The organism is Klebsiella sp. KPN54798 (assembly GCF_021184225.1).
GTDB lineage: Bacteria > Pseudomonadota > Gammaproteobacteria > Enterobacterales > Enterobacteriaceae > Klebsiella > Klebsiella pneumoniae.
The window spans coordinates 5,370,694-5,394,800 of sequence record NZ_CP089234.1 but is presented as its reverse complement, the minus strand read 5'-3'; the positions used below and the strand labels follow the sequence as shown (position 1 = coordinate 5,394,800).

General features: G+C 55.1%; 23 protein-coding genes. 8 read left to right on the top strand and 15 right to left on the bottom strand.

Features of this window, described 5'->3' with window-relative positions; all coding sequences use genetic code 11:
* Positions 1-23: 23 nt before the first annotated feature.
* The 11 genes from atpG to asnC form a co-directional block, all read right to left on the bottom strand.
* Positions 24-887: a F0F1 ATP synthase subunit gamma gene (gene atpG / locus LPQ25_RS25850; protein WP_004144996.1), complete on the bottom strand. Its 864-nt coding sequence runs from the start codon at positions 885-887 to the stop codon at positions 24-26.
* A gap of 50 nt (positions 888-937) precedes the next feature.
* On the bottom strand, positions 938-2,479 hold the full coding sequence (atpA, locus tag LPQ25_RS25845) for a F0F1 ATP synthase subunit alpha (protein ID WP_004144995.1): 1,542 nt from the start codon (positions 2,477-2,479) through the stop codon (positions 938-940).
* Positions 2,480-2,491: 12 nt separating this feature from the next.
* A complete protein-coding gene (gene atpH, locus LPQ25_RS25840; RefSeq protein ID WP_004144994.1) occupies positions 2,492-3,025 on the bottom strand; it encodes a F0F1 ATP synthase subunit delta in 534 nt (177 codons plus the stop codon).
* Between the two features lie 14 nt (positions 3,026-3,039).
* On the bottom strand, positions 3,040-3,510 hold the full coding sequence (gene atpF / locus LPQ25_RS25835; protein ID WP_004107293.1) for a F0F1 ATP synthase subunit B: 471 nt from the start codon (positions 3,508-3,510) through the stop codon (positions 3,040-3,042).
* A gap of 50 nt (positions 3,511-3,560) precedes the next feature.
* Positions 3,561-3,800, bottom strand: a complete 240-nt coding sequence (gene atpE, locus LPQ25_RS25830) for a F0F1 ATP synthase subunit C (RefSeq protein ID WP_000429386.1) — start codon at positions 3,798-3,800, stop codon at positions 3,561-3,563.
* 49 nt (positions 3,801-3,849) lie between these two features.
* Positions 3,850-4,665 carry a F0F1 ATP synthase subunit A gene (gene atpB / locus LPQ25_RS25825; RefSeq protein WP_004151552.1) on the bottom strand — a complete coding sequence of 272 codons (816 nt, stop codon included), beginning with the start codon at positions 4,663-4,665 and terminating at the stop codon, positions 3,850-3,852.
* A gap of 7 nt (positions 4,666-4,672) precedes the next feature.
* Positions 4,673-5,053: a F0F1 ATP synthase subunit I gene (atpI, locus tag LPQ25_RS25820; RefSeq protein ID WP_004144991.1), complete on the bottom strand. Its 381-nt coding sequence runs from the start codon at positions 5,051-5,053 to the stop codon at positions 4,673-4,675.
* A 616-nt stretch (positions 5,054-5,669) separates the two neighbouring features.
* On the bottom strand, positions 5,670-6,293 hold the full coding sequence (gene rsmG / locus LPQ25_RS25815; protein WP_004151554.1) for a 16S rRNA (guanine(527)-N(7))-methyltransferase RsmG: 624 nt from the start codon (positions 6,291-6,293) through the stop codon (positions 5,670-5,672).
* Positions 6,294-6,408: 115 nt separating this feature from the next.
* Entirely contained in the window at positions 6,409-8,298 is a 1,890-nt protein-coding gene (gene mnmG, locus LPQ25_RS25810; protein ID WP_226340370.1) for a tRNA uridine-5-carboxymethylaminomethyl(34) synthesis enzyme MnmG, read from the bottom strand.
* 381 nt (positions 8,299-8,679) lie between these two features.
* Positions 8,680-9,120, bottom strand: coding sequence for an FMN-binding protein MioC (gene mioC, locus LPQ25_RS25805; RefSeq protein ID WP_048336820.1), 441 nt, complete (start codon positions 9,118-9,120; stop codon positions 8,680-8,682).
* Between the two features lie 99 nt (positions 9,121-9,219).
* Positions 9,220-9,678 (bottom strand): transcriptional regulator AsnC, encoded by a 459-nt coding sequence (gene asnC, locus LPQ25_RS25800; protein WP_048336821.1) that lies wholly within the window; start codon positions 9,676-9,678, stop codon positions 9,220-9,222.
* Between the two features lie 151 nt (positions 9,679-9,829).
* Between asnC and asnA the strand changes: the two genes are divergently transcribed.
* Positions 9,830-10,822, top strand: a complete 993-nt coding sequence (gene asnA, locus LPQ25_RS25795) for an aspartate--ammonia ligase (RefSeq protein ID WP_002882514.1) — start codon at positions 9,830-9,832, stop codon at positions 10,820-10,822.
* Between the two features lie 3 nt (positions 10,823-10,825).
* On the opposite strand, the gene viaA is transcribed toward asnA, so the two are convergent.
* Both viaA and ravA read right to left on the bottom strand, forming a co-directional pair.
* Positions 10,826-12,274 (bottom strand): ATPase RavA stimulator ViaA, encoded by a 1,449-nt coding sequence (viaA, locus tag LPQ25_RS25790; RefSeq protein ID WP_002882517.1) that lies wholly within the window; start codon positions 12,272-12,274, stop codon positions 10,826-10,828.
* The gene (ravA, locus tag LPQ25_RS25785; protein WP_004151555.1) at positions 12,271-13,770 is read right to left on the bottom strand and encodes an ATPase RavA; all 1,500 of its coding nucleotides are present in this window, start codon (positions 13,768-13,770) and stop codon (positions 12,271-12,273) included. The genes viaA and ravA overlap by 4 nt, the downstream gene beginning before the upstream one ends.
* 217 nt (positions 13,771-13,987) lie before the next feature.
* On the opposite strand from ravA, the gene kup reads away from it, so the two are divergent.
* The 7 genes from kup to rbsR all read left to right on the top strand — a co-directional run bounded on the left by kup (position 13,988) and on the right by rbsR (position 21,895).
* Positions 13,988-15,856, top strand: a complete 1,869-nt coding sequence (gene kup / locus LPQ25_RS25780; RefSeq protein ID WP_002882520.1) for a low affinity potassium transporter Kup — start codon at positions 13,988-13,990, stop codon at positions 15,854-15,856.
* Between the two features lie 185 nt (positions 15,857-16,041).
* Positions 16,042-16,461 carry a D-ribose pyranase gene (gene rbsD, locus LPQ25_RS25775; RefSeq protein WP_002882527.1) on the top strand — a complete coding sequence of 140 codons (420 nt, stop codon included), beginning with the start codon at positions 16,042-16,044 and terminating at the stop codon, positions 16,459-16,461.
* A gap of 10 nt (positions 16,462-16,471) precedes the next feature.
* Positions 16,472-17,977, top strand: a complete 1,506-nt coding sequence (gene rbsA, locus LPQ25_RS25770; RefSeq protein WP_002882529.1) for a ribose ABC transporter ATP-binding protein RbsA — start codon at positions 16,472-16,474, stop codon at positions 17,975-17,977.
* 5 nt (positions 17,978-17,982) lie between these two features.
* Positions 17,983-18,948: a ribose ABC transporter permease gene (gene rbsC / locus LPQ25_RS25765; RefSeq protein WP_002882531.1), complete on the top strand. Its 966-nt coding sequence runs from the start codon at positions 17,983-17,985 to the stop codon at positions 18,946-18,948.
* A gap of 27 nt (positions 18,949-18,975) precedes the next feature.
* Positions 18,976-19,866 carry a ribose ABC transporter substrate-binding protein RbsB gene (gene rbsB, locus LPQ25_RS25760; RefSeq protein ID WP_002882536.1) on the top strand — a complete coding sequence of 297 codons (891 nt, stop codon included), beginning with the start codon at positions 18,976-18,978 and terminating at the stop codon, positions 19,864-19,866.
* Between the two features lie 100 nt (positions 19,867-19,966).
* Complete coding sequence (gene rbsK, locus LPQ25_RS25755; RefSeq protein ID WP_004173836.1) at positions 19,967-20,899, top strand: ribokinase; 933 nt, start codon at positions 19,967-19,969, stop codon at positions 20,897-20,899.
* A gap of 3 nt (positions 20,900-20,902) precedes the next feature.
* Entirely contained in the window at positions 20,903-21,895 is a 993-nt protein-coding gene (rbsR, locus tag LPQ25_RS25750; RefSeq protein WP_085707913.1) for a ribose operon transcriptional repressor RbsR, read from the top strand.
* Here rbsR and mdtD read toward each other — a convergent pair.
* Together mdtD and LPQ25_RS25740 are read right to left on the bottom strand one after the other, a co-directional pair.
* Positions 21,892-23,289: a multidrug transporter subunit MdtD gene (gene mdtD, locus LPQ25_RS25745; RefSeq protein ID WP_012737087.1), complete on the bottom strand. Its 1,398-nt coding sequence runs from the start codon at positions 23,287-23,289 to the stop codon at positions 21,892-21,894. The genes rbsR and mdtD overlap by 4 nt on opposite strands.
* Before the next feature lie 12 nt (positions 23,290-23,301).
* Complete coding sequence (locus tag LPQ25_RS25740; protein WP_002882540.1) at positions 23,302-24,003, bottom strand: FadR/GntR family transcriptional regulator; 702 nt, start codon at positions 24,001-24,003, stop codon at positions 23,302-23,304.
* Between the last annotated feature and the right edge of the window lie 104 nt (positions 24,004-24,107).

The following is a 24,107-nucleotide window of genomic DNA, read 5'->3' as shown; positions in this document are numbered from 1 at the left end:
AAATCCTCTACGAAATAACCTGGTTAAACCGCGGCGGCCCCCGAGACGATCTCGGTGAGTTCCTGAGTAATGCTGGCCTGACGAGCTTTGTTGTATACCAACTGCAGCTCTTTAATCAGGCTGCCGCCATTATCGGTCGCGGCTTTCATCGCCACCATACGGGCGGCCTGCTCGCTGGCCAGGTTTTCAACCACGCCCTGATAAACCTGAGATTCGACGTAGCGGCGCAGGAGGGTATCCAGCAGCGCTTTCGGATCGGGCTCATACAGGTAATCCCAGGATTTACGTTTCAGATCAGCATCTTCTGATGCCGGTAACGGCAGCAGCTGAGTGATCGTCGGAACCTGAGACATGGTGTTAATAAATTTGTTGCTGACAACGTACAGCTTGTCCAGACGGCCTTCATCATAGGCCTGCAACATCACTTTTACCGGGCCGATCAGTTCGGACAGGGATGGGTTATCCCCCATACCGGTCACCTGTGCAACCACGTTGCCGCCCACGGAGTTAAAGAAAGAAACGCCCTTAGAGCCGATCATTGCGAGGTCGCACTGAACGCCTTTATCGGACCATGCTTTCATTTCCGCCAGCAGTTTCTTGAACAGGTTAATGTTCAAGCCGCCGCACAGACCACGGTCGGTCGACACCACCAGGTAGCCCACGCGCTTAACGTCGCGTTCTTCCAGGTAAGGGTGCTTATATTCCAGATTACCGTTCGCAAGGTGACCAATCACTTTGCGCATAGTATCTGCGTAAGGACGGCTGGCCGCCATGCGCTCCTGCGATTTACGCATTTTGGAAGCGGCGACCATCTCCATCGCTTTAGTGATCTTTTGCGTGTTCTGGACGCTTGCGATCTTACTACGTATCTCTTTTGCGCCGGCCATGAGCTTCTCCTCAATGCCTTGCGGCCTGCCCTAAGACAGACCGCCAGACGTTACCAGGACTGGGTTGCTTTGAAGGAATCGAGGATGCCTTTCAGCTTGCCTTCGATTTCGTCGTTATAGCCACCGGACTGGTTAATCTCTTGCATCAGCGGAGCGTGATCACGGTCGACGTAAGCCAGCAGAGCGGCTTCGAAGCTACCGATTTTCGCCAGTTCTACATCAGCCAGGTAACCACGTTCTGCTGCGAACAGAACCAGAGACTGCTGCGCGACGGACATCGGCGCATACTGTTTCTGTTTCAGCAGCTCGGTCACTTTCTGACCGTGGTCCAGCTGTTTGCGGGTTGCATCGTCAAGGTCGGATGCAAACTGGGAGAACGCCGCCAGTTCACGATACTGCGCCAGCGCGGTACGGATACCACCGGACAGTTTCTTCATGATCTTGGTCTGCGCTGCACCACCAACACGGGATACGGAGATACCCGGGTTAACCGCAGGACGAATACCGGCGTTAAACAGGTTGGTTTCCAGGAAGATCTGACCATCGGTAATAGAGATTACGTTGGTCGGAACGAATGCGGAAACGTCACCCGCCTGCGTTTCGATAATCGGCAGCGCGGTCAGAGAACCGGTTTTCCCTTTCACTTCACCTTTGGTGAAGGCTTCAACGTATTCGGCGTTAACACGCGCAGCACGCTCCAGCAGACGAGAGTGGAGGTAGAATACGTCGCCCGGGAACGCTTCACGTCCAGGCGGACGACGGAGCAGCAGGGAGATCTGGCGATAAGCAACAGCCTGTTTAGACAGATCATCGTAAACGATCAGCGCATCTTCACCGCGGTCGCGGAAGTATTCGCCCATTGCGCAACCAGCGTATGGCGCCAGGTATTGCAGTGCAGCAGATTCAGATGCAGTCGCTACCACTACGATGGTGTTAGCCAGCGCGCCGTGCTCTTCCAGTTTACGCACCACGTTAGAGATGGTGGACGCTTTCTGACCGATAGCGACATAGACGCACTTGATGCCGGAATCACGCTGGTTGATGATGGCATCGATAGCCAGCGCAGTTTTACCGGTCTGACGGTCGCCGATGATCAGTTCACGCTGACCACGACCGATTGGGATCATGGCGTCAACGGATTTGTAACCGGTCTGTACCGGCTGATCGACGGACTGACGTTCGATTACGCCCGGCGCGATCGCTTCAACGGCGGAGAAACCGTCGTTTTCCAGCGGACCTTTACCATCAATTGGCGCGCCCAGGGTGTTAACCACGCGGCCCAGCAGGCCACGGCCTACCGGAACTTCCAGGATACGGCCAGTACATTTCACCTTCATGCCTTCGGCGAGGTCAGCGTACGGACCCATTACCACCGCACCTACGGAGTCGCGCTCCAGGTTCAGTGCGATAGCGTAACGGTTACCCGGCAGGGAGATCATCTCGCCCTGCATACATTCGGCAAGGCCGTGGATGCGGATAACACCGTCACTTACAGAAACAATAGTACCTTCGTTATGAGCTTCGCTCACAACATTGAACTGAGCAATGCGCTGCTTGATCAGTTCGCTGATTTCGGTGGAATTCAGTTGCATGCTCCAGTCCCCTTAAGACTGCAAGACGTCTGCAAGGCGCTCAAGACGGCCGCGTACGCTGCCATCAATGACCATATCACCCGCACGGATGATAATACCTGCCATAACAGACTTATCGATTTTGCAATTCAGCTTAACTTTGCGTGACAGACGTTTTTCCATCGCGCTGACGATCCTGGCAAGCTGTTCATCACTCAGTTGGTTGGCAGATATTACTTCTACCTCTGCGATGGCCTCACTGGCCGCGCGCAGGTGAATGAATTGCTCAAGAACGTCCGGGAGCACCTTCAGACGATTATTTTCCGCCATCACCTTAATCAGGTTCTGGCCATTTTCGTCGAGTTGCTCGCCGCAGATAGCGATAAACGCTTCTGAGAGCGTTTCCGGCGCCAAAGCACCGGAGAGAAGCTCTGCCATTTGGTCGTTTTTGGTCACTTCGGCGGCAAACGCCAGCATATCCTGCCAGCGTTCAACACTGTTGTGTTCGACGGCAAAGTCAAAAGCTGCTTTGGCGTAGGGGCGAGCTACCGTTACAAATTCAGACATCAGCCCCTCCCTCCTTACAGTTCAGCGACAAGTTTATCCACGATGTCGCTGTTAGCAGCTTCATCCACGGAACGTTCGATGATCTTCTCGGCGCCAGCAACAGCCAGGATAGCGACCTGCTTACGCAGCTCCTCGCGTGCACGTTTACGCTCAGCATCAATTTCAGCCTGCGCTTGTGCAACGATTTTGGTGCGTTCCTGTTCTGCTTCAGCTTTAGCTTCGTCCAGAATCTGAGAGCGGCGCTTGTTCGCCTGCTCAATGATTACCTGGGCTTCCGCTTTCGCTTTTTTCAGCTGGTCGGTCGCGTTGGCCTGTGCAAGGTCCAAATCTTTCTTAGCGCGTTCTGCAGAAGCTAAACCGTCAGAAATCTCTTTCTGGCGTTTTTCGATGGCAGCCATTAAAGGCGGCCATACGTATTTCATGCAGAACCATACGAAGATAACAAACGCGATGGCCTGGCCGAGGATTGTTGCGTTCATGTTCACAGCACAATACCTCTTTAATTAACTCTGTGGCTTAGGTTTCTAACAACTTACTACGCGACGGCGAACATCACGTACAGACCCAGACCTACAGCGATCATCGGGATAGCATCCACCAGACCCATAACGATAAAGAACTGAGTACGCAGCAGAGGGATCAGATCCGGCTGACGCGCTGCGCCTTCCAGGAATTTACCTCCGAGGATGCCGATACCGATCGCAGCACCGATTGCCGCCAGACCCATCATCACAGCGGCAGCCATGTACAGCAGATCCATATTCAGGTTTTCCATGACAGTCTCCAGTTTGTTTCAGTTAAAACGTAGTAGTGTTGGTAAAAAATCAATGCTCTTCAGATGCCATCGACAGATAGACAATCGTCAGAACCATGAAGATGAAGGCTTGCAGCGTAATAATCAGGATGTGGAAAATGGCCCAAGGCACATTCAGAACCCACTGTGACCACCACGGCAACAGACCAGCAATCAGAATGAAAATCAGCTCACCGGCATACATGTTGCCGAACAGTCGCAGACCGAGAGAGACCGGTTTGGACAGCAGGCTTACCCCTTCAAGGATTAAGTTGACAGGAATGAACGCCCAGTGATTGAACGGCTGCATGGTCAGTTCTTTAACGAACCCACCAACGCCTTTCATTTTGATGCTGTAGAAAATAATCAGGATGAACACGCCAAGCGCCATCGACAGGGTGATGTTCACGTCGGCAGACGGAACCACGCGCAGTGCTGGCAGGCCGAAAATGTGTTCGCCGATATAAGGAAGCAGGTCGATTGGCAGCAGGTCCATCAGGTTCATCAGGAAGACCCAGACGAACACGGTCAGCGCCAGCGGCGCGATAACCTTGCTCTTGCCATGGTACATGTCTTTGACGCTGCCATGGACGAAGCCGATGATCATTTCGATGAAGGTTTGGAATTTCCCTGGTACGCCGCTGGTCGCTTTCTTAGCAACGCTACGGAACATGGCAAGGAACAGCAGACCGAGAACCACCGAGAAGAACATGGAGTCAATGTTGAGCGTCCAGAAGGTGGCTGTGTGGTTGTGCGGATCCACCAGCGAGAATGTACGCAGGTCCAACTGAAGGTTGTTCAGATGGTGTCCTATGTAATCCTGCGGCGTCATATTTTCTGAAGCCATGATGCCTTTACCCTTTGTTGTTAATTACAGCTGGCGCCAGAACTTGTACCACCAGCACCAAAACCCACGTCACGATCAGTGGCAAAAATACCACTTTTAAAACGGCCAGCGCCACCGCCAGAAGGGCGAAGGTCAGCAACACCTTGAAGGCTTCACCGAAGGCGAAGGTCCAGGCCACACGGCCTTTTGCTGGTGTATGCGCCTGATGACGCCAGGCAAAAATTATAAACATCAGATTTGGCAAGACCACTGCCAAACCGCCGCATACAGCGGAAATGCCCCAGAAGGGGTCTTTGAGGCTGAACAGCAGTCCACTTGCCATTACTGCCAGTAACTGAATAAACAGAAGCTTGCGAGCAACGTTTCGACTCAAGAGCGACACTGACATCACGTTTTTACTCCTGCTCCCTTTGAGGTATGTCGCGTGTCGTATAAAACGTCCTTTAAGACGAAGAGTCAAGCATCAAAAAGCGGACAAATTATACGGTGACGCCCCGTGATTTCAAACAATAAGTAGCAAAATAGTGAATAAATGTTTAATTATTTTCCAACGGACAACTTTCAGTGCATTTCAGCGTTCTGTGAGCGGTCATACAAAACTGCAAATAACGAGGAAACACGGCAATTAAAGCGTGCATCAGATCACATAATAAACATTTCAAGCGCCCTTTAATGAATCAAGGACATAAAACACTATTTTTCATGCTTTTGATATTCAAGATAAAAAGTGAGGACATTATCTAAAACAACCTCACATACAATAAAAACCTTTTATTGACATTTATAATAAAAATTTAACATCACTATGCTGTTCATCATTGTCGATTTTTAGCACCCTGATATTTTCAAAGTTGACTATTTTGTCAGTGAATCACTTACGCTAAGTTAACTGCAAGAAAAGCCTTAGTAAAAACAAGGTTAAATGCAGCCCGTTAATATCGGGGGACGTCCTTTATTTTTGTAACATGCGCGGGCCACATTTTTTCCACATTTTTTGATAAAAATTAACTCGATTTTGGCTTAATCACCACCAGGTGCCGCTCCCCTTCCAACCGAGGAACATGCAGCTCAATCACCTCGACAATGTCATACCCTTCCGGCAGACTTTCCATTTCTTCTTTTTGCGCTAACCCTTTGAGCGCATAGAAGTGACCATTCGCTGCCGGCAGATGATGGCACCAGCTCACCATATCATTAAGCGATGCGAAAGCGCGGCTTATCACGCCATCAAACGGCGGCTCGGCCGGGAAGGCTTCCACGCGGCTCTGCACCGGGGTGACGTTATCCAGCTTCAGCTCGTGCTGCACCTGACGCAGGAAGCGCACGCGCTTGCCAAGGCTGTCCAGCAGGGTGAAATGTGACTCCGGACATACGATGGCCAACGGGATCCCCGGCAACCCCGGGCCCGTACCAACATCGATAAAGCGCGAGCCCTGCAGATAAGGCGCCACGATGATGCTGTCGAGAATATGACGCACCAGCATCTCATTCGGATCGCGAACGGAGGTCAGGTTATAGGCTTTGTTCCACTTATCGAGCAGTCCGACGTAAGCCACCAGCTGATTTTTCTGGTGATCGGTGAGCGAAATACCCGCTTCATCCAGCAGACGAGAAAGTTTGTTGAGCACGGTAAGTACCTTCAAAAAATAATGAGCCCGGAGGCGCTAACGCTTACCGGGCTATGAATGATAAAGGCGAACGCTGATTATGCAACTGGGAAATCAGCGCGGCAGGCAGCCGCAATCAGGCGCTGCGGCGCAGCATCCCCTGCTTTTTCAGCCAAACCAGCAAAATAGAGATCGCCGCCGGGGTGATCCCGGAGATACGTGACGCCTGCCCTATCGACGACGGTTTATGGTCGTTCAGTTTGGCAATCACCTCGTTAGACAGCCCTGTGACCTGGCGGTAGTCGAGGGTCGCTGGCAGCAAGGTATTCTCATTGCGCTGTTGTTTCTCAATCTCATCCTGCTGGCGCGCGATATAGCCCTCATACTTCACCTGGATCTCTACCTGTTCAGCCGCCTGACGATCTTCCAGTCCCGGGGTGAATGGCGAGAGTTGAACCAGCTGTTCGTAGGTCATTTCCGGACGACGCAGCAGATCTTCGCCGCTGGCTTCACGCGACAACGGCGCGGTCAGGTGAGCGTTCACTTCGTTGGCGCTCTCTGCCTGCGGATTCACCCAGGTGGATTTCAGACGCTGGCGTTCACGTTCGATGCTTTCCAGCTTCTCGTTGTAGCGCGCCCAGCGTTCGTCATCCACCAGACCCAGCTCGCGCCCCTGTTCGGTCAGACGCAAATCGGCGTTGTCTTCGCGCAGCATCAGACGATATTCAGCGCGGGAAGTAAACATGCGGTACGGTTCTTTGGTACCCAGGGTGCAGAGGTCATCTACCAGCACGCCGAGGTAAGCCTGATCGCGACGCGGCGCCCAGCCCTCTTTTTCCGCAGAGAAGCGGGCGGCGTTAAGTCCGGCCAGCAGCCCCTGAGCCGCCGCCTCTTCATAACCGGTGGTACCGTTGATTTGGCCGGCGAAGAACAGACCCTGAATAAATTTGCTCTCAAGCGTTGGCTTCAGATCGCGCGGGTCGAAGAAATCGTACTCAATAGCGTAGCCTAGACGGACGATCCGCGCATTCTCCATCCCCTGCATCGAGCGGACGATTTGCATTTGCACATCAAACGGTAGGCTGGTGGATATACCGTTCGGATAAATTTCGTTTGAGGTCAGTCCTTCCGGCTCGAGGAAGATCTGATGCTGGTTGCGATCGGCAAAGCGCATGACTTTGTCTTCGATCGACGGGCAATAGCGAGGTCCGATCCCTTCGATCACTCCGGCGTACATAGGACTGCGATCGAGGTTATTGCGGATCACATCGTGGGTTTTCTCGTTAGTGTGGGTGATATAGCACGGTACCTGGCGCGGATGCTGATCCGCGGATCCCATGAACGAGAAGACCGGCATCGGGTTATCGCCATGCTGCTGCGCCAGCACGCTGAAATCGATGGTGCGCGAGTCAATACGCGGCGGAGTACCGGTTTTCAGACGACTTACGCGCAGAGGCAATTCACGCAGACGACGAGACAGCGGGATAGACGGCGGATCGCCGGCGCGGCCGCCGCTGTAGTTGTCCAGACCAATATGGATTTTGCCGTCAAGGAAGGTCCCGACGGTCAGCACCACCGCTTTAGCGCGGAATTTGAGGCCCATCTGGGTGACGGCGCCCACGACGCGATCGTTTTCGACAATCAGATCTTCAACCGCCTGCTGGAAGATCATCAGGTTCGGCTGGTTCTCCAGCGCGGTACGTACTGCCTGACGATAAAGCACGCGATCAGCCTGGGCGCGGGTGGCGCGCACTGCCGGTCCTTTGCTGGCGTTTAGTATCCTAAACTGAATGCCAGCCTGATCGATCGCTTTGGCCATCAAACCGCCGAGCGCATCCACTTCTTTTACCAGGTGTCCTTTCCCAATGCCACCAATCGCCGGGTTGCAACTCATTTGCCCCAGCGTGTCGATATTGTGTGTCAAAAGCAGGGTTTGTTGACCCATACGCGCTGCGGCCATTGCGGCCTCAGTGCCTGCATGACCCCCGCCAATGATAATGACGTCAAAAGGATCCTGATAAAACATGGTGGTCTGCCTCGCATAAAGCGGTATGAAAATGGATTGAAGCCCGGGCCGTGGATTCTACTCAACTTTCGTCTTTCGAGAAAGACTCCGGGATCCTGAGTATTAAAAAGAAGATCTTTATATAGAGATCTGTTCTATTGTGATCTCTTATTAGGATCGACTCTCTTTGTGGATAAGTCGGATCCGCGAAGTAAGATCAAAAGCTTAAGAAGGATCACTATCTGTGAATGATCGGTGATCCTGGTCCGTATAAGCTGGGATCAGAATGAAGGGTTATGCACAGCTCAAAAACCATACTACGGTTATTCTTTGGATAACTACCGGTTGATCCAAGCTTTTAAGCATGGTTATCCACAGAAGATCGGACGATCTTTACAATTCTCAGAGCAAATTTTTCCAGGATCTCAGCCAGATTTCCGCTGGATCCTCCGGAATTTCGTGTTCAAGGACGTTGATCTTCAGCGTCTCACCGATCTGTTTTGCCCCGCAGGCCTTCAGCGCCGCTTCTAATTTATCGATCGCGCCGCAAAAGGTGTCGTATTCGCGGCTGCCGATCCCTATAGCGCCAAAGCGCACGGCGGAAAGATCGGCCTGCTTCTCCTGCAGCGCGTCATAGAAGGGAACCAGGTTGTCGGGAATGTCGCCGGCGCCATGGGTGGAAGAGATAATTAACCAGATCCCTTGCGCCTGCAGATCGTCCACCAGCGGACCGTGCTGGATTTCAGTGCTATAGCCGGCTTCTTCCAGCTTTTCCGCCAGATGCTCTGCTACATATTCCGCACTGCCCAGGGTGCTGCCGCTGATAAGTGTAATGTCTGCCATAGATCGCCGATCGCCCGCTCAACTGTTCAGAGTGGCGTATTGTACGCTGTGAGCGAGCTGGGATCTACCTGTGGAAAAATGTGGGATTAAAAAAAGCGATCAGGGCTTGATGGTGCGCATGATCGGGTTCTGCAGCACGATCAGAGTTTCAGTGGACTGAATTTCATCGATTGTTTGGATCTTGTTGATAAGTACCTGCTGCAGAGCATCGATGGATTTACACATCACCTTAATAAAGATGCTGTAGTGGCCGGTGGTGTAGTAAGCCTCGGTGACCTCCTCCAGACTTTCCAGGCGGGCGAGGGCGGAGGGATAGTCTTTGGCGCTTTTTAAAATAATGCCGATGAAGCAACCGACGTCGTAGCCCAGCTGCTTGGGGCTGACGTCAATGCGCGCGCCGGTAATGATACCCGCCTGCTTCATCTTTTCGACGCGCACGTGAATGGTGCCCGGGCTGACGCTGAACTGTTTGGCCACTTCGGCATAGGCGGTACGGGCGTTGGCCATCAGCGCATCAAGAATGCCGCGGTCCAGATTGTCGATCTGATAATTTTCCATATCTTTTTCTTATGAAGTTTGAGGGTTCTTACTATTTTAGCGCCATATTTTAATGAATTAAAAGTTGATGCACCTTTTTATTGATTGATTATTGTATTGCCGCCCTGTTTTGTTGCTTAATCAATGGCAACAGGACGCAGGAGTCATAAAAATGAAAACCGCATATATCGCAAAACAACGCCAGATCAGTTTCGTTAAATCCCACTTTTCCCGTCAGCTGGAAGAGAAGCTTGGCCTGATTGAAGTCCAGGCGCCAATCTTAAGCCGCGTGGGCGATGGGACGCAGGATAACTTGTCCGGCTGCGAGAAAGCGGTTCAGGTAAAAGTGAAAACACTGCCCGACGCCCAGTTCGAAGTGGTTCATTCGCTGGCGAAGTGGAAGCGTCAAACCCTGGGACAACACGACTTCAGCGCGGGCGAAGGGCTGTACACGCACATGAAAGCCCTTCGCCCCGATGAAGACCGTCTGACGCCTATCCATTCCGTCTATGTTGACCAGTGGGACTGGGAGCGCGTGATGGGGGATGAAGAGCGTCACGTCGGCACCCTGAAGGCAACCGTCGAGGCGATCTACGCCGGGATCAAAGCCACCGAGCTGGCGGTCAGCCAGGAGTTTGGCCTGACGCCGTTCCTGCCGGAACAGATCCATTTTGTTCACAGCCAGGAGCTGCTGAGCCGCTATCCGGAGCTTGATGCCAAAGGTCGTGAGCGGGCTATTGCCAAAGAGCTGGGCGCCGTCTTCTTAATTGGTATCGGCGGCAAACTAGCTGATGGCAAGCGCCACGACGTGCGTGCGCCGGATTATGATGACTGGAGTACTGAGGTTTCTGAAGGTTTTGCCGGCCTGAACGGCGATATCCTGGTGTGGAACCCGGTGCTGGAGGATGCGTTCGAGATCTCCTCGATGGGGATCCGCGTTGACGCCGAGGCGCTAAAGCGCCAGCTGGCGCTGACCGGCGATGAAGATCGCCTGAAACTGGAGTGGCACCAGGCGCTGCTGCGCGGCGAGATGCCGCAGACTATCGGCGGCGGCATTGGCCAGTCTCGTTTGACGATGCTGTTGCTGCAGCTTGACCATATTGGTCAGGTGCAGTGCGGCGTATGGCCGGCGCAGGTTCGCGAAAGCGTTTCCGCGCTGCTGTAACGATTAGCGCCGCCAGCGTCGCAGCAGGCGGCTACGCAGCCCGGTGTCAAAGCGCCAGATATGATCGAAGATGCGCATGATGCCGGGTTTGCCGTGAACCGACATCGCCACCGCGTGAAAACGGTGCTGATGCTTACGCTGTAACTCCCCCACTTGAGCAATCACCTCATCCGGCAACCGTTGGGCAATAAAGTCGGAGATCACCACGGCATCCGCATCCACCCACTGCGGGTTTTGCAAACGTTCAATAATGGCGCGAAAACAGCTGGCCAGATCGGTGCCGCCGCGAAAACGCTGGCTCAGGAAACGGATCGCCTGCTCCAGTCCGCTCTCGCTGGTCAACTCGTAATGCACCACTTCGCTGGAAAACAGCATAATGAAGCAGCGACGATTATCGGCCAGCGCGATGCGCATCAGGGCCAGACAAAAGGCCTTAGCGCACTGTTCGTTAAAACCGCCCATCGATCCTGACGTATCGACGCAGACAATGAACGGCCCGCGCGGTTGCTCATCAAAATCCTGCCGCGTTACCGGGCGTTCGGTAATTTTCTCGCGCCAGGCATCGCCGTGTAGCCGGTAGGTGAGCAGCTGTTTCTCCACCAGCTTGCGATAAAATTCAAACTCCAGCTCCGTGATGCCAAGCGTCGCCAGCTCCGGCGGCAGCAGGCGTAGAATGTCGTCGCTCTGCTGGAGGCCGTCGACCTGTTCAGGCACCGTTGCCGGCTCGCGTACCAGGCTGCGGAAGGTTTCCATCGGCGCATCTTTCTTCGGCACGGATTTCGCTTCCCTTGAACGCCCCAGCTGTTCCGCCAGCTGCAGCAGCTCCGGTTGCTGGTTAAGAAAATCGCCATAGCGCACGATCAGCTGGTAGTCGCCTCGTTTGAGTTCCCCGGCGCTCATATCCCACAGGCGTCCGGCGGCGGTATCATTTTCCGCCAGCACCGGATCGAGCTGACCGCTGAGCGTCATTCGTTCCTGGACCTCACTGAGCAACTGGTCGCGCTCCTCGTCCAGCAGCTGCTGGTTAAGGCTGGTGGCTTGCACCACCAGGCTCAGTCGCCAGCGCTGTAAAAACAGCGTATGCAGCGCCGGGGTAAAGGTGGCATTGTCATCCACCAGCTTCTGCGCCTGGGCGGCAAAAGGGGACTGGAGCTGGTGCAGTTTGCCGAGAATTTGCGGGAGCTGGACGATAAACTGCGAGGTAGAGAGCAGCTGAGCCTGCTGATAGGTTTGCACTTCGGCGTCCAGATCCGGCGGGATGTTAACTTCTTTTAAGCGGGCGCGAACGGCTTCCCGCCAGCGCGGAATATCCGCCGCGATGATGTTTTTCAGGCGGGGAAATTTTTCAAAGAACACCGCCAGCTGAGGAGAGGCCAACAGCGCCAGCAGCATCTCCTCGATCATTCCCTCTTCGCTGACTGCCAGCATGACATTCAGCATATCGAGCGTCATGGCTGCTTCGCCTGTTTAATCTGCGCGCCGACGTCCTGCAGGCTGGCTTCGATTCTACCCAGCCATTCGACCGGGATAAACAGGCACTTTTGCTGCTCGCTGAAGCGGTTGTGTTGCTGGTGCCACTCATCATCCAGCGCTTCCAGCTGCTGGCGAATTTCCGCCGGCATATTCTCCTGCGCTGCGCTGCCGGGCAGCGCGAGGCGTGAGCCCTGCAGGCTCACATCGCGGACGACCAGATGCTGGCTGGTGTCGACATCCATATTGAGTAGTTGGGCAAAGCCGATCCCGTTGAGCTTACCGCGGATCTCGCCGCCCTTTTCCAGCCAGTTGGCTAACGCCTCGCGTTCAAAAGTAATGTGGATCACTTCCATATCGTGAAGTTTGAGCGGCTGCTGCAGCAGCAGCGTCAGGGTGGTCCCCTGGATCTCCGCCGGCAGTTCATAGTGCGGTTTGCGGCTAAACATCCCGCCAAGGCGGGTGACCTTCAGCGCCGTTTTGTCGCTTTGCTGTTGTTGGATCTGAATGCGTCGCTGCACAATCGCCCCCAACCGCGTCAGCATCGCCTGCTGTTGCCAGGCGTGACAGGTCATGAGCGTTTCCAGCTGCTGCGACATCAGGTTCATACTTTCGACGTTGTGCCACAGACAATCTTTCAGCAGGATAAGGTCAATCGGCGCGATGCTGTCGCGGCCGCTGAAGAAGGCGCTGGCCTGCAGCAGGCGAATAGCCTTTTTCCAGCGGCGATCCGAGACGTAGGGGGCATTTGGCAGGGCGTCCAGCTGCTGGCGGAGCTGGAATATCAGCTCAAACACCGCGTCCGGCAGTTTAATATTGCCGATCTGCTGCTGCCATTGGGTAAATTCCTCGTCGCTCACCTGCAGCGCGCTGGGCACTGGATTGCTGTTTTCATCCTGCTGGCTGACCAGCATCGAACGGAAATTACCTTTATCCTGCACTTTATCAAGCCATAGACGGATCAGCATTCGGTCATACAGCGCTTCCAGGCTGCTGTCGGCTTCCGGGAGTTCGTTCGACGCGGCCACCAGCAGGCGCATTGGGATTTTCTCTTCATGCGCGCCATTGCGGAAGTGACGTTCGTTAATCGCCGTCAGTAGGGTGTTGAGGATAGCCGGACCTGCTTTCCATATTTCATCGAGAAACACGATTTCCGCTTCCGGCAGGTAGCCGGCGGTTAAACGTTCGTAACGGCCTTCATCTTTCAGCGCCTGAATGGACAGTGGCCCAAAAACCTCTTCCGGGGTGGAGAAGCGGGTCATCAGGTATTCAAAAGCGCGCGCCTGCTGGAAGGCGAATTTGAGGCGGCGGGCAATCAGGCTTTTGGCGATCCCCGGTGGACCAAGCAAAAAAACGCTCTCGCCGCTGAGCGCCGCCAGCAGGCAGAGGCGTATCGCGTGGCTGCGTTCAAAGAGTCCTTTTTCGAGTGCCGCGCTGAGCCGGGAAATTCTTTCAGCCAGTAAATGTGTTTGAGCCATAATTGAGTTGCGTGCTTTGTCATGTATCGTTATTGGGACGAGTATAGATGTTAGAGCCGGGGCGGTAATAGCCTGAAGAATCGATTTATTTTTTTTGAGCCAGGTTAATATGGTGTCTGTTAGGGGTACGATTTCACAAATAATCGTGCATACTGTGCGCTTTTTGTGGGCCAAGGGACTAGGCACACATTTGTTTTATAAACGAAAAGACTAGTCTATGAGCACTGATAATAAACAATCGTTGCCGGCGTTAACGCTGGCGGCCATCGGCGTGGTGTACGGCGATATCGGTACCAGTCCACTGTATACCCTGCGCGAATGCCTGTCAGGTCAGTTTGGCTTTGGCGTAGAGCGCGATGCCGTTTTTGGCTTTTTGTCGCTGATTTTCTGGCTGTTAATCTTTACCGTATCGATTAAATACATCACCTTCGTGATGCGGGCGGATAACGCCGGGGAAGGCGGGATCTTAACGCTGATGTCGCTGGCCGGACGTAATACTTCGGCCAGAATGACCTCCGTGCTGGTGATCCTCGGCCTTATCGGCGGCAGTTTCTTTTATGGCGAAGTGGTGATTACCCCGGCGATTTCGGTAATGTCGGCGATAGAGGGGTTAGAAATTATCGCCCCGCAGCTCGATACCTGGATTGTCCCTATCTCCATTATCGTGCTCACCCTGCTGTTTGTGATCCAGAAGCACGGGACTGGCATGGTCGGCAAGCTGTTTGCGCCGATTATGCTGATCTGGTTCCTGTTGCTGGCGGTGCTGGGCGCGCGAAGCATTTACGCTAATCCGGAAGTTCTGCAGGCGCTGAACCCCTACTGGGCTGTGCACTTCTTCCTGCAATACAAGACCGTTTCCTTTATTGCGCTTGGCGCGGTGGTGCTGTCGATTACCGGGGTGGAAGCGCTGTACGCCGATATGGGCCACTTCGGCAAACTGCCGATCCGCGTCGCCTGGTTCTCCGTCGTGCTGCCCTCGTTGGTGCTGAACTATTTTGGCCAGGGCGCGCTGCTGCTGAAGCACCCGGAAGCGATTAAAAACCCGTTCTTCCTGCTGGCGCCTGAGTGGGCGCTGATCCCGATGCTGATTATCGCCACGCTGGCGACGGTTATCGCCTCCCAGGCAGTGATTTCCGGGGTCTTCTCCCTGACCCGTCAGGCAGTGCGTCTGGGCTATCTGTCGCCGATGCGCATTATCCATACCTCGGAAATGGAGTCCGGGCAGATTTACATTCCGTTCATTAACTGGCTGCTGTACGTTTCTGTGGTCATCGTTATCGTCAGCTTTGAGCATTCGTCTAACCTGGCGGCGGCGTATGGTATCGCCGTAACGGGCACCATGGTGCTGACCTCCATTCTGTCGGCGACCGTGGCGCGCAAAAACTGGCACTGGAACAAGCTGTTTGTCGGTCTGATGCTGGTGGCCTTCCTGTGCATTGATATTCCGCTGTTCTCGGCGAACCTCGATAAGATTGTCTCCGGCGGCTGGCTACCGTTGTCCCTGGGGATGGTGATGTTTACGGTGATGACGACCTGGAAGAGCGAGCGTTTCCGCCTGCTGCGCCGGATGCACGAGCATGGCAACTCGCTGGAAGCGATGATCTCTTCGCTGGAGAAGTCACCGCCAGTGCGTGTGCCGGGTACTGCGGTGTATATGTCCCGCGCCCTGAACGTGATCCCGTTTGCCCTGCTGCATAACCTGAAGCACAACAAGGTGCTGCATGAGCGAGTGATCCTCCTGACCCTGCGTACCGAAGATGCGCCTTACGTGCATAACGTTCGCCGGGTGCAGATTGAGCAGCTGTCACCGTCCTTCTGGCGGGTGGTGGCCAGCTACGGCTGGCGGGAAACGCCTAACGTTGAAGAGGTGTTCCACCGCTGTGGCCTGGAAGGACTCAGCTGCCGGATGATGGAGACCTCGTTCTTTATGTCGCATGAGTCGCTGATTATCGGCAAACGGCCATGGTATCTTCGCCTGCGCGGCAAGCTTTATCTGCTGCTGCAGCGTAACGCCCTGCGGGCGCCGGATCAGTTTGAGATCCCGCCAAACCGGGTTATAGAGCTCGGTACCCAGGTCGAAATCTGATGTCAAAAAAGCCCTTCCATTGCGAAGGGCTTTTTGTTTCTCACTCCGGTTGTTATGTCCTGTTGCTGTCTCGCGAAACGTTTCGATGGCGATCACATTTCTCTCTTCTGGTGATGGTTTTCTGCTCACGCATTGATAATAATTATTTTAGCGAAACGTTTCGCTAGTGGAGCAAAAGAGAAAAAATGAAAAAAGGCACCGTACTTAACGCTGATATTTCCGCGGTCATTTCCCGCCTGGGCCACACCGATACGCTGGTGGTCTGCGATGCCGGATTACCGGTTCCCCGCAGCAGCACGCGCATTGATATGGCGCTGACTCAGGGCGTACCTTCATTTATGCAGGTGCTGGAAGTGGTGACGACGGAAATGCAGGTTGAAGCGGCTGTCATCGCGGAAGAGATTAAAACCCATAATCCGCAGCTCCACGCGACGTTGCTCACTCACCTCGAGCAGCTGCAGCAGCACCAGGGAAATACCATTGAAATTCGTTACACCAGCCATGAGCAGTTCAAAAAACAAACCGCAGACAGTCAGGCGGTAATTCGCAGCGGGGAGTGTTCCCCGTTTGCGAATATCATTCTCTGTGCCGGCGTCACGTTCTGAGGTCGCCGTCATGGAAGCCTTATTGCAACTGAAAGGGATCGACAAAGCGTTCCCTGGCGTCAAGGCGCTCTCCGGCGCGGCGCTGAATGTCTATGCCGGCCGGGTGATGGCGCTGGTAGGGGAAAATGGCGCCGGCAAGTCCACTATGATGAAGGTGTTGACCGGGATCTACACCCGTGATGCCGGCTCTTTGCTGTGGTTAGGCAAAGAGACGACCTTTAACGGCCCAAAATCCTCCCAGGAAGCCGGGATCGGCATTATCCATCAGGAACTGAACCTGATCCCTCAGTTGACGATCGCCGAGAACATCTTCCTTGGCCGCGAGTTCGTTAACCGTTTTGGCAAAATCGACTGGAAGCAGATGTATGCCGAAGCCGACAAGCTGTTGGCAAAGCTGAATCTCCGCTTTACCAGCCAGAAACTGGTGGGCGATCTATCGATTGGCGATCAGCAAATGGTGGAGATCGCCAAAGTGCTGAGCTTCGAATCGAAAGTCATCATTATGGATGAACCGACCGATGCGCTGACCGATACCGAAACCGAATCGCTGTTCCGCGTCATCCGCGAACTGAAGTCGCAGGGGCGCGGTATCGTCTATATCTCCCACCGTATGAAAGAGATCTTCGAGATTTGCGACGACGTGACGGTCTTTCGTGACGGGCAGTTTATCGCCGAGCGCGAGGTCTCGTCGCTGGATGAGGACCGACTTATCGAGATGATGGTCGGCCGTAAGCTGGAAGACCAATATCCACACCTCGATAAGGCGCCCGGCGCGGTGCGCCTGAAGGTCGACAACCTCTGCGGCCCGGGGGTGGATAACGTGACCTTTACCCTGCGCCAGGGGGAGATCCTCGGCGTTGCCGGGCTGATGGGCGCCGGGCGGACCGAACTGATGAAAGTGCTGTACGGCGCGTTGCCGCGCAGCAGCGGTTCCGTGACGCTCGATGGCCGCGAAGTGGTGACCCGTTCGCCGCAGGATGGTCTGGCGAACGGCATTGTCTATATCTCCGAAGACCGTAAGCGCGATGGTCTGGTTCTCGGGATGTCGGTAAAAGAAAACATGTCCCTGACGGCGCTGCGCTATTTCAGCCGGGCGGGCGGTAGTCTTAAGCATAAAGATGAACAGCAGGCGGTGAGTGATTTCATCCGCCTGTTTAACGTGAAAACGCCGTCCATGGAGCAGGCGATCGGCCTGCTCTCCGGCGGCAACCAGCAAAAGGTCGCCATCGCCCGCGGACTGATGACCCGGCCGAAGGTGCTGATCCTCGATGAACCGACCCGCGGCGTCGACGTCGGGGCGAAGAAAGAGATCTACCAGCTCATCAACCAGTTCAAAGCCGACGGCCTGAGCATCATTCTGGTCTCCTCCGAGATGCCGGAAGTGTTGGGCATGAGCGATCGCATCATAGTGATGCACGAAGGGCATCTCGGCGGTGAATTCACACGCGAGCAGGCCACCCAGGAAGTATTGATGGCTGCCGCTGTGGGCAAGCTTAACCGTGTGAATCAGGAGTAAGAAAGATGACAACCCAGGCTGTTTCTGGTCGCCGCTATTTCACAAAAGCGTGGCTGATGGAGCAAAAATCGCTGATTGCCCTGCTGGTGCTGATCGCGGTGGTATCGACCATGAGCCCCAACTTTTTTACCGTCAATAACCTGTTCAATATTCTGCAGCAAACCTCCGTTAACGCCATTATGGCGGTAGGGATGACGCTGGTCATACTGACCTCGGGGATCGATCTGTCCGTCGGCTCCCTGCTGGCGCTCACCGGTGCGGTGGCAGCGTCGATCGTTGGCATTGAGGTTAATGCGCTGGTGGCGGTCGCGGCTGCCCTCGCATTAGGTGCGGCGATCGGCGCAGTCACCGGGGTGATTGTAGCGAGAGGCCGCGTGCAGGCCTTCATCGCCACCCTGGTGATGATGCTGCTGCTGCGCGGCGTAACCATGGTGTACACCAACGGCAGCCCGATCAATACCGGCTTTAGCGATAATGCCGATCTGTTCGGCTGGTTTGGCATCGGGCGTCCGCTGGGGATCCCGACGCCGGTATGGATCATGGCGATTGTCTTCCTGGCGGCCTGGTACATGCTGCACCATACTCGCCTGGGCCGTTATATTTATGCCCTGGGCGGTAATGAAGCGGCGACGCGTCTGTCCGGGATTAGCGTCAATAAAGTTAAAATTATCGTTTACGCCTTGTGCGGAATGCTGGCTTCGCTGGCCGGGATCATCGAAGTGGCGCGTCTCTCCTCCGCGCAGCCGACGGCGGGGACGGGCTATGAGCTGGACGCCATTGCGGCGGTGGTGCTCGGCGGCACCAGCCTCGCTGGTGGCAAAGGACGCATTGTCGGCACGCTGATTGGTGCGCTGATCCTTGGCTTCCTGAATAATGGTCTTAATCTTTTAGGCGTTTCTTCCTATTACCAGATGATCGTTAAAGCGGTGGTGATTTTGCTGGCGGTACTGGTAGATAACAAAAAGCAGTAACTGAGAACTCTACAGGACATCTTAACTATGAATATGAAAAAACTGGCGACCCTGGTCTCTGCTGTTGCGCTAAGTGCGACCGTTAGCGCGAACGCGATGGCCAAAGACACCATCGCTCTGGTTATCTCTACCCTCAACAACCCGTTCTTCGTGTCGCTGAAAGACGGCGCGCAAAAAGAAGCTGACAAGCTGGGCTACAACCTGGTGGTGCTGGATTCCCAGAACAACCCGGCGAAAGAGCTGGCGAACGTCCAGGATTTAACGGTGCGCGGCACCAAGCTGCTGCTGATCAACCCCACCGACTCTGATGCCGTCGGCAACGCCGTGAAGATGGCGAACCAGGCGAAAATCCCGGTCATCACTCTCGACCGTCAGGCGACAAAAGGCGATGTCGTGAGCCATATCGCCTCTGACAACGTGCAGGGTGGGAAAATGGCTGGCGATTACATCGCGAAAAAAGTGGGTGAAAGTGCAAAAGTCATTGAGCTGCAGGGCATTGCCGGAACTTCTGCGGCTCGCGAGCGTGGCGAAGGCTTTAAACAGGCCGTGGCGGCGCACAAATTCAACGTCCTGGCCAGCCAGCCGGCCGATTTTGACCGCACCAAAGGCCTGAACGTGATGCAGAACCTGCTGACCGCACATCCTGACGTCCAGGCAGTGTTCGCGCAAAATGATGAAATGGCGCTGGGCGCCCTGCGCGCGCTGCAGACCGCAGGCAAGTCCGATGTGATGGTGGTTGGATTTGACGGCACTCCGGATGGCGAAAAAGCAGTAAACAGTGGCAAACTGGCGGCGACCGTCGCACAGTTGCCGGAGCAGATCGGCGCGAAAGGCGTTGAGACTGCTGATAAGGTACTGAAGGGCGAAAAAGTGGAAGCTAACTACCCGGTTGAGCTGAAGCTGGTCGTTAAGCAGTAATATGCGATTCGGACTGGCAACGGTCCGAGGGACAATATAAAAAAAGAAAAGCAGGGCATGCGCCACCGGATCCCGGTGGCGCGCTTTCCCGGGAACAGAAATGATGAAAACTGCAGGCAAACTTGTCGTCCTTGGCAGTATCAATGCCGATCACATTCTTAACCTTGACGCTTTCCCGACGCCGGGCGAAACCGTCACCGGCCACCATTATCAGGTGGCGTTCGGTGGAAAAGGGGCCAACCAGGCGGTGGCCGCCGGGCGCAGCGGAGCGGATATCGCGTTTATCGCCTGCACCGGCGATGACGATATCGGTGAACGCATCCGTCGTCAGCTGGCGAGCGATAAAATCGACGTGGCGCCCGTGCGCGCGGTTGCCGGGGAAGCGACCGGGGTGGCATTAATTTTCGTTAACGCCGAAGGTGAGAATGTCATCGGTATTCATGCCGGCGCCAATGCGGCGCTTTCCGTCTCCCAGGTTGAGGCGGAAAAAGAGCGTATCGCCAGCGCACAGGCGTTGTTGATGCAGCTGGAGTCGCCGCTGGAGAGCGTCATAGCGGCGGCGAAAATCGCCCATCACCATCACACCACCGTGGTGCTGAACCCCGCGCCAGCGCGTGAACTACCGGATGAACTGCTGGCGCTGGTGGATATTATTACCCCTAACGAAACCGAAGCGGAAAAGCTGACCGGTATTCGCGTTGAGAGTGACGAAGATGCGGCAAAAGCCGCCAACGTGCTGCATGCCAAAGGCATTGGTACGGTGATGATCACCCTCGGCAGCCGCGGCGTCTGGCTCAGTGCCGAAGGCGAAAGCCGCCGGATCCCAGGGTTTCGCGTACAGGCCATTGATACTATCGCGGCCGGTGATACCTTTAACGGCGCGCTGGTGACCGCGCTGCTGGAAGGGACCGCCCTGCCGGAGGCGATTCGCTTTGCGCATGCCGCAGCGGCGATCGCCGTAACCCGCAAAGGCGCTCAGCCGTCCGTGCCGTGGCGCACAGAGATCGATGAATTTTTAGCGCAACAGGGGTAATGCTTGGCTACGATGAAAGATGTGGCCCGCATCGCGGGCGTTTCCACATCGACGGTGTCACACGTCATCAATAAGGACCGCTTTGTCAGCGAGGCGATTACCGCCAAAGTTGACGCTGCGATCAAAAGCCTCAACTACGCCCCCTCTGCGCTGGCGCGTAGCCTCAAGCTCAATCAAACCCGTACCATCGGCATGCTGATCACCGCCAGTACCAATCCGTTTTATTCGGAGCTGGTGCGGGGCGTGGAGCGTAGCTGCTTTGAGCGGGGTTATAGCCTCGTGCTCTGCAATACCGAAGGTGATGAGCAGCGAATGAATCGTAATCTGGAGACGCTAATGCAAAAACGCGTCGATGGATTACTCCTGCTGTGCACGGAGACTCATCAGCCCTCCCCGGAAATCATGCATCGCTATCCGTCGGTACCGACGGTTATGATGGACTGGGCCCCCTTTGATGGCGATAGCGATCTGATTCAGGATAACTCGCTGCTCGGCGGCGATATGGCGACCCAGTATCTGATTGACCAGGGGCATTCACGCATTGCCTGTATTGCCGGCCCGCTGGATAAAACCCCGGCGCGCCTGCGTCTTGAAGGCTATCATGCCGCGATGGCGCGCTGCGGCCTGCCGGTTGCCGAAGGATATGTGGTGACCAGTGATTTTGAGTTTGGCGGCGGGTTTAGCGCGATGCAGCAGCTGCTGGCGTTGCCGCAGCGTCCGCAGGCGGTGTTTGTCGGTAACGATGCGATGGCGGTTGGCGCTTATCAGGCGTTATACCAGGCCGGGCTGCAGATTCCGCAGGATATGGCGCTGGTGGGCTACGATGATATTGAGCTGGCACGTTATATGACGCCGCCATTGACCACCATTCACCAGCCAAAGGATGAGCTGGGGGAACTGGCCATCGACGTACTGATCCATCGCATGGCCGATCCGCAGCAAAAACAGCAGCGCGTTCAGTTAACGCCGGAGCTGGTGGTTCGCGGTTCCGCTTAGCGTTTATGCCGCTCGCTAATCAGGTTGCGGCCATCCTTCGCTCTTAACAGCATAAACATCAGCGCCGATATAATGGTTATCACGCCCATGGTTATAAAGGTGTAGTGAAACTGCTGTACCGTGCTTGCATTATCAAAACCTTCATAGAAGCGTAGCACCGCAGCGCTGATGGCCACCCCGAGACTAATTGAAAGCTGCTGGGTGACGGCCAGCAGGCTGTTGCCGCTGCTGGCATTATCATCGGTCAGATCGGCCAGGGTAATGGTATTCATGGCGGTAAACTGCGTGGACATCGCCATCCCCAGCACGAACAGCGGCAGAAGAAGCATCCACAGCGGCATCTCTGGCGACTGCAGCGAGAACTGGGCGATCATAAGGCCAATAAACACGGTGATCCCCACCAGGGTCTTACGATAGCCAAACCAGCGCAGCACCTGGGTAACGGTGGATTTCGCAATAATCGAGCCGATAGCGGTGGGGGCGATCATACAGCCGGCGATAATGGCCGGATAGCCGAAACCAACCTGCAGCATCAGCGGCATCAGAAACGGTACGCAGCCGGTACCTAACCGCGTGGCGAGGTTGCCGGCAATGCCGACCGAGAACGTATGGGTCTTAAATAAAGAGAGCGAGATAAGCGGCGACGGATGGCGACGCGCGTGACGCACATAGGCCACGAGCAGTAACAGACTGACGGCAATCACGGCCAGCGCCTGCCATGTCGCCACGATTTTTTCCCCAAACAGTTCAATACCGCTGGAAAATAACACCAGACTTAAGCCAAATAACAGAAAACCGCCTATATCGAAGCGTCGGCGCGGCGTTGTGAAATTTGGCATGTATTTACGGGCGTACAGAATGCCAATTACGCCGATCGGAATGTTTATCAGGAAAATCCAATGCCAGCTGGCCCAGGTCACAAATACCCCGCCGAGTACCGGGCCCAGAATCGGCCCCACCAATCCCGGCATGGTGACAAAGTTCAGGACCGGCAACAGTTCGCTGCGGGGGTAGGCACGCAGCAGGGCCAGCCTCGCCACCGGCATCATCATCGCCCCACCGATCCCCTGAATTACGCGAAAAATGACCAGTTCCGTTAAGGAACTGGAGAGGGCGCAGGCGAGGGAACCGAGGGTGAACAGGCTAACGGCGATGATAAAGACCCGGCGCGTGCCGAAGCGATCGGCCAGCCAGCCGCTGACCGGGATCAGCATCGCCACCGTCAGCGTATAGCTGATAATGGCCGACTGCATCGCTAAGGGAGAACGATTAAGACTGTGGGCGATAGCCGGGAGGGCGGTGTTAAGAATGGTGGCATCCAGCGCCTGCATAAAGAAGGCCATCGCCGCGATCCACGGCAGGCCAGCCATGCTGCGCCCTTTTTTTCCGCTCATGCCAAATCCTTGTTATTGATTTACGTGGTGTGGGGCGTTCAACAATGCCTGGCAGGCGAGCAACGCCCCCGGCGCATCACTGTTAAGAATGGCATCGACAATCGCCTGGTGGAGATCGAGCTTCACCACTTCATTTTGCGTAATCGACGTGAAGTAGGTGTGGTAGACCGAATGAAACAGCGAGGCGAAAGAGCTGAGGAAAGGATTACCGCTCATTTCATAGATATGTTCATGCCAGGCCATATCGACTTCTATCCAGCGTTCGCGCTGAAAATGGCGTTTCAGAGCAATCATCTCTTCCATTAATGTATTGAGCTGCGCTTTTTGCCCGGCGGTGCCGTTGGCGGCGGCGAGAAAGCAGGCCTGTGGCTCCAGGCTGCTGCGCATGACGAGAAAGTGGCTTACCACCTCTTCGAAGTTATCTTCTGTTAGCCACCAGGAGAGCAGTTCCTTATCAAGGAAATTCCAGCTGCTGCGCGGCATCACCCGGGTGCCAATGCGAGGGCGGGGCAGCAGCATGCCTTTTGCAGTAAGCGTCTTCACCGCTTCGCGGACGGCGGTACGGCTTACGCCGAACTGCTCCCCCAACTCCATTTCGCCGGGAAGAATGCTTTCCGGCTGATATTCGCCAGTCAGTATTTTTTGGGCGAGCTTTTCGGCCAGTACCCAGGAGATGTTCTTTTGTGCCGCCAGTTGCTGTGCGCTTAAAGACATAAATGCCGTTCCTTTCTTTCCTCTACTCTAACAGTATGCCACCAGGCGCCCCGTTTCGTCGGTTAAAACGGCAAAACGGCGGTTTTTTGCGACATTCCTCGCCG